This is a genomic window from Actinoalloteichus sp. AHMU CJ021 (assembly GCF_002895405.1).
In the GTDB taxonomy this organism is placed as follows: Bacteria; Actinomycetota; Actinomycetes; order Mycobacteriales; family Pseudonocardiaceae; genus Actinoalloteichus_B; species Actinoalloteichus_B caeruleus.
Window position 1 is genome coordinate 4,057,397 of record NZ_CP025990.1, and the last position, 14,659, is coordinate 4,072,055.

The 14,659-nt window shown below is 70.3% G+C and carries 2 protein-coding genes; both read left to right on the forward strand.

Going from position 1 to position 14,659, the window contains the following annotated elements; genetic code table 11:
• Window positions 1-117: 117 nt before the first annotated feature.
• Window positions 118-12,825 (forward strand): non-ribosomal peptide synthetase, encoded by a 12,708-nt coding sequence (locus C1701_RS17255; protein ID WP_337661786.1) that lies wholly within the window; start codon window positions 118-120, stop codon window positions 12,823-12,825.
• Between the two features lie 411 nt (window positions 12,826-13,236).
• The gene (locus tag C1701_RS17260) at window positions 13,237-14,574 is read left to right on the forward strand and encodes a serine hydrolase domain-containing protein (protein ID WP_103056257.1); all 1,338 of its coding nucleotides are present in this window, start codon (window positions 13,237-13,239) and stop codon (window positions 14,572-14,574) included.
• Window positions 14,575-14,659: the final 85 nt, after the last annotated feature.

The following is a 14,659-nucleotide window of genomic DNA, read 5'->3' on the forward strand; positions in this document are numbered from 1 at the left end:
AAACGCATGGTTGATGTGTCGTCGGTGGCCGGAGACCGGTCCGGCACTGTCGTCCATGTCGACCCCCCCAACGCGATCACGCGAGCTTCCGGATCGGTGCACCACCAATTCGGAAGAATGGTCGACGAACGTCCGGATGCCGTCGCGGTGCGATTCGACGGCGGAGCCCTCACCTACGCCGAGGTGTGGGAGTGGTCGGGTCGCGTGGCCGCGGAGCTGTGCCGTCTCGGAGCCGGTCCCGAGGTTCCGGTGTTGGTCGCGCTGGAGCGGGGGCCGGCCGTGCTCCCGGTCTGGCTCGGAATCCTGCGTGCCGGTGCGGTGTTCGTCCCCGCGCACCCGGGCACACCCGCCGAGCGGGTGTCGTGGATGTGCGAGGACCTCGGAATCACCGTCGCGGTAGCCGACCCTGACCACCACGACCGGGTTCCGTCCACTGTCCGTCTCGTCGAACCCGACCCTGCCGGGAGTGACGGGGACCGGGGCACGAGCGCCGTCGTCCCCCTGACCTCGGCCGCCTATGTCATGTACACCTCCGGGTCGACCGGACGGCCCAAGGGCGTGGTGGTGACGCACGGGGCCGTGCTGTCCCTGGCCGAGGACCGGCGGTGGCGGGAACCCGCGCACCAGCGGGTGTTGTTCCACTCCCCCCACGCCTTCGACGCCGCCGTCTACGAGATCTGGGTACCCCTGTTGCGGGGAGCGACGGTCGTGGTCTCCCCACCAGGCGATCTCGACGTCGCCGTCCTCACCCGGATGGTGACCGAGCACGGGGTATCCGCTGTCTTCGTCACCACCGCCCTGTTCGGGCTCCTCACCGAGCAGGACCCGGGGGTGTGGTCCCGACTCGGTCAGGTGTGGACGGGAGGTGAGGCGGCCCGACCACCGGTCTGGTCGCGGGCACGGGCGGCCTCCCCGGACACCGAGTTCGTGCACGTGTACGGCCCCACCGAGGCAACCACCTTCGCGGTGTGCGGCGCGGTCCCCGCGACGGAGCTCGCAGCCGGCCGGGTCCCGTTGGGGCGGCCGATGGACGGCGTTCGGATGTGGGTGTTGGACCGGTGGCTGCGTCCGGTCCGGACTGGCGAGGTCGGCGAGCTCTACCTCGGTGGGACGGGACTCGCGCGCGGGTACGCGGGACGACCCGGTCTGACTGCGGGCCGCTTCGTGGCCGCTCCCCTCGATGACGCGGCCGGCGCGCGTGCGTACCGGACCGGCGACCTGGTACGGAGCCTGCCGGGCGGCGGCGTGGAGTTCGTCGGTCGTTCCGATGACCAGGTGAAGCTGCGCGGTTTCCGGATCGAGTTGGGCGAGGTGGAGGCCGCTCTCGCGGAGCTCCCGGGAGTCGGGCAGGCGGTGGCGACCGTTCTGGAGGACGGCCCTGACCTGCGTCGTCTGGTCGGGTACGTCGTGCCGTCGGACGACGGGGACGGGATCCACGGCGATCCGAGGGCGGAACTCCGGGCGGTGCTCCCGGCGTACATGGTGCCGGTCTCCGTGCTCGTTCTCGACGCGCTCCCGCTCACCCCCAACGGGAAGATCGACCGAGCGGCCCTGCCCGCCCCAGCTCCCAACTCCGGCGGGACCCACGTGGCACCCCGCACGGAGACCGAACGGGCGCTGTGCGACACCTGGGCCGAGGTGCTTCGGCTTGACCGGGTCGGCGTCACCGACGACTTCTTCGATCTTGGTGGCGACTCGATCAGCGGGCTGCGGGTTCTCTCCAGGCTGAGGGCGCGCTTCACCGACGACCTCTCCACCCGGATGCTGTTCGAGCACCGGACCGTCGCGGCCCTCGCCCCCCTGATCGACAAGGCTGTCTCGGCCCGGCCAGGTCGGAACCCCGGTGCCTCCGGCGTCGACCTCCGCCCCGCCGACCTGAGCAGGCCCCTGCCCCTGTCCTTCGCGCAGGAGAGGCTCTGGTTCCTGCACGAGTTCACCGCCGGTGGGGTCGAGTACAACACGGGTATCGCGCTGCGCCTGGCAGGCCAGCCGCCGCACCTGGACGCGCTGCGAACGGCGTTCGCCGAGGTCGTCGCACGTCACGAGTCCCTCCGCACCACCTTCGACACCGTCGACGGCCAGGCAAGGCAACGGATCCACGCGACCGCCGAGGTGCCGTTCACCTTCGTCGACCTGACCGGCCGAGCGGCGGGCCAGGGTTCCAACCTCGACGAACTGCTCCACGCCGAGGCCACCACCCCCTTCGACCTCCGCACCGGCCCCGTCGCGAGGGTGCTCGTCGTCCGCGAGCACGCGGACTCCCATGTGCTGGTCCTGTCGATGCACCACATCGTCACCGACGGCTGGTCCGTCGGTCTATTCGTCCGGGAACTCGCGGACCGCTATCGGGGCCAGCTCACGGGCAGCGGCGTGCCCCGCCCGCCGCTGCCGGTCGCCCAGTACGCCGACTACGCCGTGTGGCAGCGGGAGCAGGTCACCGCCGGGGCCTGGGACGACCAGATCGACTACTGGCGAGCGCGCCTCGCGAACCTCCCCACCCTGGACCTCCCCACCGACCGTCCCCGGCCACCCGTCCACACCACCCACGGCGCGGTGCACAAGCTCACGGTGCCCGTCGAGACCAGCGAAGCACTCGCTCGCGCGGCCCGAGCGCACGGCGTCAGCCTCTTCATGGTCCTCACCGCCGTCACCCAGGTGCTGCTGTCCCGGCACAGCGGCCAGGACGACATTCCCGTGGGCACCGTGACCTCCGGTCGCCACCGCGCCGAGTTCGAGGAGATCACGGGGCTCTTCGCCAACACGCTGGTGTTGCGGTCGCGGATCGGCCGTGAGGATTCGTTCGCGTCGTTGTTGGGGCGGGTCCGGGAGACGGTGTTGGAGGCGTTCGCGCACCAGGATGTGCCGTTCGACCGGGTGGTGGACGCGGTGGTGGGGGAGCGGGACGCGTCGCGGTCTCCGTTGGCGCAGGTGATGGTGGTGTTGCAGAACTCGGTGGGCGAGTGGGGTGATTTCCCGGGGTTGGGGGTGGAGCGGGTTCCGCTGGCTCGGGAGTCGGCTCGGTTCGAGGTGACGTTCGAGTTCTGGGAGCGTCCGGGTGGGTTGTGGGTGGAGGTGGAGTACAACACGGATCTGTTCGACGCGGGCACGGTGGAGCGGTTGGCGCGGCACTGGGTCGTCCTCGCCGGGGAACTCACCGCCAATCCACGACGGTCACTGGCGGAGGTACCCGTGGTCGACGCCAGGGAGAACGCCGAGCTGCGTGCGCTCGCCTCTGGAGCTGATCGCCCCGAACTGCTGGTGGGGTCGGTCCCTGAGATCCTCACGGCCCACGCACACCACACCCCCGGCGCGGTCGCCGTCGAGCAGGGAACCGACCGACTCGACTACGCGGGGTTGGCGGCGCGGGTAGGTTGGCTGTCCGCGTCGTTGCGCGCGCGAGGAGTGCGCGCCGAGACCCGGGTCGCCGTGCTCATGCCCCGTTCGGTTGACTCGGTGGTGGCGATGCTCGCCGTTCTCGCGGCGAACGGCGTGTACGTCCCCGTCGACCCGGCCCTGCCCGCCGAACGCATCGCCTTCATGCTCGCCGACGGCGAGGTCGCGTTGGTGCTCACCACCGCGACCCTTCACCACCTGGTTCCGGACGGTGTCGCCGGGCTCGTGGTGGACGAGGAGTTGACCGGTTCCGATGCCTCGGATCCGGTGGCGGTCACCTCGCCCGCCGCTCCCGCGCAGGCCGCCTACGTGATCTACACGTCGGGCTCGACCGGGCGTCCCAAAGGCGTGGTCGTGGCCTACTCCTCGGCGATCGGGATGGCCAGGACGCACGTCGAGGAGCTGGGACTCGGCTCGGCGAGCCGAGTCCTGCAGTACGTGTCCCCGAGCTTCGACGTCGCGGTGGCCGATGTGCTCATGACCGTCGTCGCCGGAGCTTCCCTGGTCCTGCCGGACACGAACGAGCTCCCGGTCGGTGCGGAGCTCGTCGAACTGCTGCGGGACCGGACGATCTCGCACACCATGCTGCCGGCGGTGCTGCTCGGAGCGCTACCGACGGCGGAACTCCCGAACCTGCGGGTCGTGGTCGCGGGAGGTGAGGCTCTCAGCACCGAGACGGTGCAGCGGTGGGCCGCCGACCGTGTACTCCTGAACGGCTACGGGCCGAGCGAAACGACCGTGTGCGCCTCCCTCGGCGGACCGTTCACCACCGAACTGCACGGCCCCCCGCCCATCGGTGGCCCGCTGCCCAACACGACGACCCTCGTGCTCGACCCCGACCTCCGGCTCACCCCCGTCGGTGTCGTCGGCGAGCTGTACATCGCCGGACTCGGTCTCGCACGGGGTTACGCGAAACGGGCCGCTCTCACCTCGGAGCGTTTCGTGGCCAACCCGTTCGGTGCGGTGGGAAGCCGGATGTACCGGACGGGAGATCTCGTTCGCTGGCGGACCGACGGTGCTGGACTGGAGTTCGTCGGTCGGCTGGACGACCAGGTGAAGGTCCGTGGCTTCCGAGTGGAGCTGGGAGAGATCGAAGCCGCACTGACCACCCAGGACCACGTCCGCCAGGCGTGCGTCACGCTCCACGAGGACGGGCGGGGAGCACGACGCCTGGTCGGCTACGTCGTCGCCGAGGAGGGGGACGAGGTACCGACTTCCACCGATCTCGCTGCCGTGGTCCGGTCGACGCTCCCCCAGTACATGGTCCCCCACGCCTTCGTGGTGCTCCCCGAACTGCCGTTGACGAGGAACGGGAAGGTCGACCGGGCGGCGTTACCAGCCCCGGAGTTCCAGTCCGCTGACCGTCATGTCGCACCGCGCACGGACACCGAGAAGGTGTTGTGCGAGGTGTGGGCTGAGGTGCTGCGGTTGGACCGGGTCGGGGTGACCGACAACTTCTTCGAGCTGGGTGGCGACTCGATCCTGAGCATCCAGGTCGTGTCGAAGGCCCGAGCGGCGGGGGTGGTGTTCACCTCCCGGGAGTTGTTCCAACGCCAGACGATCGCCGCCCTGGCATCAGGACTGTCATCCCCTGACGGGGAACCCGGAACGGTGGGGGCCGAGCAGGGTCGGGTGTCGGGGGCGTTCCCGATGACCCCGGTCCTGGAGTGGTTCACCACCACGCACCCGGTGGGCCCGGAGCATTTCAACCTTTCCGCGGGGTTCACCCTGCCCCCGGACACCGATCTGGCGGTGGTGCGGCGGGCGGTGGGCGCGGTGGTGGAGCACCACGACGCGCTGCGCATGGTGCTGCGCCGCGAAGGCAAGAGGTGGACACCGGTGGTGTTGCCCGAGGTGGACCTGGACGAGGTCATCCAGGTAGTGGACCTACCAGCGGTGGAGGCAGACCAGGTCTGGCAGCGGGCGGTGGTCGCGGCGCAGGCAGGGTTGGACCTGCAACGAGGCCCGTTATCGCGTGTTCTCCTCGGCCGTGGTGCTGGTGGTGACCGGCTGCGGGTGGTATGGGTAGCCCACCACGTACTGGTCGACGGGGTGTCCTGGCGGATCCTGCGGGAGGACCTGACCACCGCCTACCACCAGGCAGTGACCGGACGACCGGTGGACCTCGGGGTGAAGACCACCGCGTTCCCCCACTGGGCACAGGCCCTGCGGGAGCACACCCGGGCCGGGGGGTTCACCGACCAACTCCACTACTGGCGGCAGGCCATCCCCACCAGTCAGGACCTACGGCTTCCGGTGGACGTTGCCGAGGGGGACCACTCGGTCGGAGCCCAGGACCGGGTGCGGGTGGTACTGGACCAGACCACGACCCGGGAGTTGCTGCAGGACGTGCCCGGGGTGTACCGGACCAGGATCGATGAGGTCCTGCTGACCGGGCTGGCCCGGACGGTGCGGAGGTGGACCGGGTGGCCCCGGGTACCGGTGACGGTCGAGGGCCATGGTCGGGAGGAAGTCCTGCCGGGGGTGGAGGTGTCCCGGACCGTGGGCTGGTTCACCTCGATCTACCCGGTCACCGTGGAACTGTCCCCGCGGGGGGAATGGGCCGGTGATGTCCTGGCGGTCAAGGAACAACTCCGTGGGGTCCCCGACCGGGGGATCGGGTACGGGGCACTGCGCTACCTCACCGGAGGGGGAAGCCCGGATTCGGGGCTGGACACCGACCGGGAACCACGGATCAGCCTGAACTACCTGGGCCAGTTCGACACCACCACCGGTGAGCAGGAGTGGATCGGGGACTGGCGGCTCAACCCCGGTGGCGAGCACCACCCGGGAGAAACCCGTACTCACCTGCTGGAGGTCGTGGCCCAGGTCCGCAACGGCCGGTTGGAGATCGACTGGTGGTACTCCCCAGGCCTGCACCACGAGGACACCGTTCATGGCCTGGCGGAGTCCTTCCTCACCGAGTTGTCGGGGTTCGTGGCTCACTGCCGCCAGCCCGGGGCCGGGGGTGTGTCCCCGTCGGACTTCCCGTTGGTGGCGTTGGACCAGGACACGGTGACCCGGTTGGCCGGGACCGGTCGTGCGGTCACCGAGTTGTACCCGTTGACGGGGTTGCAGGCCGGGATGTTGTTCCACGCGGTGGCCGATCCGGCGTCGGTGGCGTATCTGGAGCAGTTGTCCTGTGTTCTGGAGGGGGTGGATCAACCGGGGTTGGTGGCGGTGGCCTGGCAGCGGGTGGTCAACGCTCATGAGGCGTTGCGGGTGTCGGTGGCCTGGCGTGAGGTGCCGGACCCGGTGCAGGTGGTGCACCGTGAGGTTGAGGTCCCGATCACCGTGGAGGACTGGTCGGGTTACGAGGGTGGGGAGCAGGACCGGCGGTGGCGGGAGTACCAGCGGCGGGATCAGGGGGTGGCCTTCGATCTGGAGCGGGCCCCGTTGATGCGGGTGTTGCTGGCCGGGTTGGGGGAGGGCCGGGTGCGGGTGGTGTGGACCTTCCACCACCTGCTGCTCGACGGGTGGAGCACCACGACCTTCCTCGATGACGTCTTCCACGAGTACGACGCGCTTCGTCATGGGGAGACTGGGGATCGGCCCCGGCCGCGGTTTGACCCGGCGCTGAGCCGGAGCCCGGTGGGACGCCGCCAGTACGGGGAGTTCCTGCGGTGGTTGACCCGGCAGGACCAGACCACCGGGCGGGCCTACTGGCGGGAGGCGTTGGCCGGGTTCGACCAGCCCACTGCCCTGCCCTGGGACCGTGCCCCTGACCGGGCACACCGTTCGGAGTCCACCGCCCGTGTCCGGGTGCCTTTGACCACGGCGGGTTCGGAGGCGGTGTTCTCCTTCGCCCGGCAGGAGCGGGTCACGGTCAACGCGGTGGTGCAGGCCGGGTGGGCGTTGGTGTTGGCCCGGCATGCCGGCACGGTGGATGTGGTGTTCGGGGCGACGGTGTCAGGTCGACCGGCTGAGGTGGTGGGTTCGCAGGAGATGGTGGGGTTGTTCATCAACACCCTGCCGGTGCGGGTGGTGTGTGATCCGGGGGTGCGGGTGGGGGAGTGGGTGTCGGGGGTGCAGGCCCGGCAGGTGGAGGCCCGCCAGTTCGATTACGTGCCGTTGACCGGGATCGAGTCGGAGCTGCCGGCGGGGGTGGGGTTGTTCCAGAGCCTGGTGGTGTTCGAGAACTACCCGGTTCAGGAGGCGGGGTCGGCATCCGGGGTGCGGGTGTCGGGTGTGGAGGCGGTGGAGGCGACGAACTACCCGGTGACGGTGACGGTGTATGCCCGGGACCGGGTGGAGGCGTGGTTGTCCTATGACCCGGAGTTGTTCACCGAGGACACCGCCGGGCGGGTCGCGGCCCGTTTCGCCTGGGCGCTGTCCGAGATCGCCACCAACCCCGACCGGAACCTGGGAGACCTGGAAGTCCTCACGCCGGAGGACACCGGTTCCATCGCTGGCTGGAACGCCACGGACCGTCCGGTACCGGTGGTGGACCTGGCGGGGTTGTTGGCCCGGCAGGCCGGACGGACCCCGGAAGCAGCAGCGGTGCTCACCGATACCGGTGCCGGGCTGTCCTATGCCGAGTTCACCGCCCGGGTGGCCCGGGTGGCCGCGGTGTTGCGGTCCCGGGGTGTGGGAGTGGAGTCCCGGGTGGGTGTGGTGCTGCCCCGGTCGGTGGACTCGGTGGTCGCGGTGTGGGCGGTGTGGACCGCGGGTGGGGTGTACGTGCCGGTGGACCCGGAGTACCCGGCCGAGCGGATCGCCTACGTCCTCAAGGACAGCACCCCGGCCCTGGTGATCACGACCGAGGACCTGGTCGGGAGCCTGCCCGCCGACATCGACACGCTGGTGATCGACAGTGAACCAGCCCGCGCGGAGATCACTCGTGCGTCTGAGCCCAGCCCGGTCACGGTCCACCCCGCGCAGGCGGCGTATGTGGTGTACACGTCGGGTTCCACCGGCCGCCCGAAGGGGGTGGTGGTCTCCCAGCAGGCGATCGTGGCGCACCTGGACTGGATGGTCCGCACGTTCCCGTTGGGCACTGGGGACCGGGTCCTGCACAAGACCTCGATCGGGTTCGACGTGTCGGTGTGGGAACTGGCCTGGCCGGTGATCACCGGGGCCGGGGTGGTGCTGGCCCGTCCGGGTGGGCAGCGGGACCCGGCCTACCTGGCTGGGGTGATCGAGCGGGTGGGGGTGACGGTGACCCATTTCGTGCCCTCGATGCTGGCGGCGTTCGTGGCTGAGGACGGGGTGGCCCGGTGCGGGGGGTTGCGGTGGGTGCTGTGCTCGGGGGAGGCCCTGCCACCGGGGGTGGTGGACCGGTGGGCCCGGCGGGTGCCGGGGGTGTCGTTGTTGGCGACCCGTCTGACCAGTCGGGTGCGGTCGGTGTTGTCGGTGGAGTTGCCGGTGCGGGCGGTGTTCGAACACCCCACCGTGGCCGGTCTCGCCGAGGTCCTGGCCGGTGGGGGGCGGGTGCGTCCCGCTGTGGTGCCTGTCGAGCGGCCGGCGCGGATCCCGCTGTCCTACGCGCAGCGCCGGCTGTGGTTCCTCCACCAGCTGGAAGGACCATCGGCCACCTACAACATCCCCTTCGCCCTCCGGTTGCGGGGTGCGCTCGACGAGGAGGCGTTGGGGGCTGCGTTGCGGGACGTCGTCGCGCGGCACGAGGCGCTTCGAACGGTGTTCCCCGAAGTGGATGGGCAGCCCGAGCAGCGGGTGCTGCCGGTGGACGAGGCCCGTCCGCGGTTGTCCGTGGAGGCGGTGTCGGAGGCCGAGCTCCCAGCGGTGTTGGCGGCGGAGGCCGGGACCGGGTTCGACCTGACCCGTGAGCTGCCGCTGCGGGCGAGGCTGTTCGGAGTGGGGGAGCGGCAGTGGGTGTTGTCGGTGGTGTTGCACCACATCGCCGGTGACGGCTGGTCCATGGGACCGCTCGCTCAGGACCTCACCCGGGCCTATGCGGCGCGCACCAGCGGACACGCCCCCGACTGGGAGCCGCTGCCCGTGCAGTACGCCGACTACACGCTGTGGCAGCGGGAACTGCTGGGCAGCGAGGACGAACCAGACAGCCCGATCTCCCAGCAGCTCGACTACTGGCGAACCGCACTGGCCGAACTGCCAGAAGGACTCGACCTGCCCACCGACCGCCCCCGCCCCGCCATCGCCGACTACCGGGGCGACACCGCCACCTTCGACATCGACGAGAACCTGCACCAACGGGTCGTCGACCTGGCGGCGGAGTGCGGTGTCAGCGTCTTCATGGTGCTCCAGGCGGGGTTGGCCGCGTTGCTGACCCGGTTGGGGGCGGGCACGGACATCCCGTTGGGCACGCCGGTGGCGGGCCGCCCCGACGAGGAGCTGGAGGAGCTGGTCGGGTTCTTCGTCAACACCCTGGTGTTGCGGACCGACACGTCCGGGGATCCCTCGTTCCGGGAGTTGCTGCACCGGGTGCGGCGGACCGACCTGGCGGCCTACGCCCACCAGGACCTGCCCTTCGAACGGTTGGTGGAGGTCCTCAACCCGACCAGGTCCCTGTCCCGTCACCCGCTGTTCCAGGTGGCACTGGCCTTCCAGTCCACCGCCAGGCCGGACCTGGACTTCCCCGGCGCCACCGTGGAGTCCGAACCGACCGGTGGCAAGGTCGCGAAGTTCGACCTGTCCATCAGCCTCAACGAGTACCGCACGCCCGACGGCGCCCTCACCGGCATGGAAGGGCTCGTAGAGTACTCCACGGCGCTCTTCGACCCCTCCACCATCAGCGCCCTCATCGGCCGGTTCCTCCGACTCCTGACCGAGGCCACCGCCCATCCCGAGCGCACCATCGACAACCTCGACATCCTCGGTCAGGAGGAACGTCGCACGATCCTCCACGACTGGAACGACACCGCGCACCTCACCGACGCCGTGCCGCTGCCCACCCTCGTGGAACGCACCGTCGACTCGGTCGGGGACGGCGAAGCCGTGCGGCACGGGGGCACCACCCTCACCTACACCGACCTGGACACCAGGGCGAACCAGCTCGCCCACCACCTCATCGAGCTCGGTGTCGGCCCGGAGACCAGGGTGGCGCTGCTGCTGCCCCGCACCCCGGAACTCGTCGTCACCGTTCTCGCCGTCCTCAAGGCCGGCGGAGCCTGGGTCCCCGTGGACCCCCACTACCCGGCCGACCGGGTGCGGTACCTGCTGGAGGACAGCCAGGCCGCGCTCCTGGTCACCGAGGAGGCACACCACGGCGACCTCGACACCACCGTTCCCCTGCTCCTCCTCGACGACGAGACGACCAGGAACACGGTCGCCGCGCGGCCGGTCTCCCGACCATCGCGCACACCGCACCTGGACAACGCCGCGTACGTCATCTACACGTCCGGCTCAACCGGCCGCCCGAAGGGCGTGGTCATCCCCCACGCCGGACTCACCGGACTCGCCGAGGAGCAGATCGACCGGTTCCGGCTCACCACGGACTCCCGTGTCGCCTCGCTGGCGTCCCCCAGTTTCGACGCCTCGGTCATGGAGATGCTCATGGCCCTCACCAGCGGCGGAGTCCTCGTCCAACCCGAGCAGTCCGGTCCCGTCGTGGGCGCCGATCTCGCCCAGTTCCTGTCCGAGCACCGCATCACCCACGCCCTCATCCCACCCACCGCGCTCGGGAACGTCCCAGCGACCGACCTCCCCGACCTCGTCACGGTCCTGGTCGGCGGTGAGGCCTGCGGCACCGACCTCATCGGCAGGTGGGCACCCGGCCGCCGGATGTTGAACCTCTACGGCGCCACCGAGGCGACCGTCTGGTCCACCGCGGGCACCCTCGCCGAGGGCACCACGGTGCCGCCGCTGGGCGGACCCATCCGCAACACCAGGGCCTACGTACTCGACCCGTCCCTGCGCCCGGTCCCCGTCGGCGTCGCCGGCGAGGTGTACCTGGCCGGCGACGGTCTCGCACGCGGCTACCTCGACCGCCGCGGACTGACCGCCCAACGCTTTGTCGCCGACCCGTTCGCCGCCGGTCCCGGCGCCAGGATGTATCGCACCGGGGACGTGGCGCGCTGGCTGCCATCCGGCTCCCTGGCGTTCGTCGGACGAGCTGACGACCAGGTCAAACTCCGCGGATTTCGCATTGAACTGGGTGAGATCGAAAACGCCCTGACCGAACTCCCGGACGTCGCCCACGCGGCGGTCGTCGTTCGGGAGGACCAACCAGGCCGCCAGCAACTCGTCGGCTACGTGGTACCGGAGGCGAACCACGCCACCAACGACGCGGCAACCGACGCGGAGGGCACCCCGACGGGCGCTGCGGGGTCGAGCGCGCTGCGGGAACAGCTCCGCCGGACACTGCCCGAGCACATGGTGCCCGCGGCCGTCGTCACCCTCGGGGAGCTCCCGCTCACCAGCAACGGAAAACTGGACCGGGAAGCACTCCCCGCACCCGACCACACCGCAACCACCTCAGGGCGGATCCCGATCACCCCACGCGAGGAGGCGCTGTGCGCACTCTTCGGGGATGTCCTCGGTGTCGAACGGGTCTTCGCCGACGACAGCTTCTTCGACCTCGGCGGCCACTCGCTGCTGGCGACCGAACTCGTCAGCCGGGTCCGCGCCCTCCTCGGCGTCGACCTCGCCGTGCGCACCGTCTTCGAAGCGCCGACCGTCGCCGAGCTGGCGGCGCGCCTGGGCACCGAGGTGGACGAGGGTGCCCTCGACGTCCTGCTCCCCCTCCGCACCCGAGGCAGCAGGCCACCCCTGTTCTGCGTGCACCCCGCCGGGGGAATGAGCTGGTGCTATGCCGGGCTCCAGAACACCCTCGACGGCGATCAGCCGATCTACGGCCTCCAGGCGAGGGGGATCGGGGAACCGGGCGCTCTCCCCGGGAGCATCGAGGAGATGGCCGATGACTACCTGGCCCAGATCAGGACGGTCCGCCCCCACGGCCCCTACCACCTGCTTGGCTGGTCCTTCGGAGGCGTGGTCGCCCACGCCATCGCGACCCGCCTCCAGGCCGACGGGGAGGAGGTCGGGCTCCTCGCGCTCCTCGACAGCTACCCCGTGACGGCGACGATCGAGGGCCGCCAGGCCACCGAGCAGGAAACCCTGCGGGAACTGCTCCAGGTTTTCGGGATGCCCGGACCCGAGGACGTGCCCCTCACCCGCGACGACGTCGTCGCCGCCGCACTCGGGAACGGAACCCTCGCGGGCCTCGCCGAACGCGACGTCCAGGCGATGCTGGATGTCTACCTGAACAGCAGCGACCTCGTCGCGAAGTTCACCCCGGGGCGGTTCGTCGGCGACGTCCTGCTGTTCCCCGCCACCGTGGACCGCGTGGAGGACGCCCCCACCGCCGAAGCCTGGGCCGCTTACGTCCAGGGGACGGTGACGACACACGAAGTCCACTGCGCACACCTCGACATGGCCCAACCAGGACCGCTCGCGGAAATCGGACGCCGTGTGGCGGAGGAAATGCGCGACAGCACCGAGGAGGCGGACTGACAGCAACACCCGGGCCCGAGCACCATTGGGAACGGTGGACGGGCGCGTCAACGGAAAGCGGCATCGACTTGACGAAACCGTTGACGCGCCTGCCCTCGAAATCCGGTTCGCCCGCGTCCCGGAAGTCCGCCGCATTTCCGAAAACCCACCGAGCGCACACCACGGCACAACCACCCGAAAAGGAACTCGACCAGAGGGTTTTGGGGAAGGGCGAAGGTCGTTGCGAGTCCGAACCACCTGGTAGAGCCTGGTTGCGGATTGTTGGCGGGCAAACGGGAACGTCCGGCCCCCAGGGGGCGGAGGGGCGCGGCCGGTCCACCACCGAACCAGACGAGAAGTCCGTCCGCAACGGGGGAACGGGTGTCAACGCTCGACACCCACGCCCACCGTCCGGTGCCCGGGGAAGGTGGCATGGAGTCAACTCAACTGGCAGACGTGTTCGAGAAGCTGGTGCATCAGTACCGGGTTCCCGGGGCCCAGTTGGCTCTCTACGACAACGGCGAACTGCGCACCGTCGAAGTCGGCCACCAGCACCACGACCGTCCCAGCCCCGTCACCAGGAACTCCGCCTTTCCGTTCGGTTCCGTCACCAAGTTCGTGACCGCGACCCTCGCCATGCAGTTCGTCTCCGACGGGGACATCGACCTCGACACCCCGATCTCCGAGTACGTCCCCGCTCTCCGCGGTGCGGCCAACCCCCAGATCGGGCGGATCACCCCCCGGCAGCTCCTCAGCCACACCGGTGGCCTGGTGACAGAGATCGACTTCCCCGACATGCGGACCGCCTCCTACCAGCGGTACGCCCAGGCCGCCGCCGGCGTGGACAACATCTTCCCGCCCGGCGAGGCCTTCTCCTACTCCAACGTGGGCTACTGCCTGGTCGGCCACCTGGTCGAGAGGGTCTCCGGCATGGACTGGTGGACCGCCGTCGAAACCTGCCTCCTCCGGCCCCTCGGCATCACCCCGGCGTTCCTCTTCGACCCCCGGCCGCTCAGCGAACGCTCCTCCGTCGTGGGCGGCCACACGGTACGTGTGGAAACCGGTGACGTCGCGGCCGTCGACCTGTTCCTCCCCCTCTCCGCCAGCGCCGCAGGAGGCCTCGCCGGCAGCGCGTCCGACCTGGTCACCCTCGCCCGGCTGCAACTCGAGGACCGCGACGGCTTCGACCACGCCGACCTGCTTCCCGATGACGCCGCCCGGAACATGCGCGCTACCGCCCACGGCGCCGAACCCTTCGGCCTCGCTGACGCCTGGGGTCTCGGTCTGATGAAGTACCAGGGCGCCGACGGGACGACCTGGTTCGGCCACGACGGAACCGTCGACGGCACCAGCTGCCACCTCCGGGCCAACGCCGAGCAGAACACGGCACTCGCGATGACCGCCAACGGAACCACCGGACTCCTGCTCTGGGCCGACCTCGTCGAGAGCCTCCGCGACGCCGGGATCGCGGTCGGGCACTACACCGTGCCCGCCACCAACCCCGTCGAGGTGGCCGACCCCGCTGACTACACCGGCGACTACGTCAACGGCAACATCCCCTTCCGGGTGGAGTCGGACCCCGAAGGCGGACTCGCGCTGACCAGGACCGACGGTTTCCACGTTCGGCTGGCGATGCACCAGGACGACGTCTTCCTCGCACGCGAGGAGAACTTCGACGCCGCCGACATCGGTGGTCGGTTCGTCCGTGACGCCGCGACCGGCGCCGTCACCCTGCTGCAGTACGGCGGACGCTCGTACCGGCGGTCCTGACCACGTCGAGCGAACACCGCCAGGCTTCGCTGGTTGGCCGGAGTGGAACGCCTGGCACGGCACGACGAACACCAGGCGGCGGCCA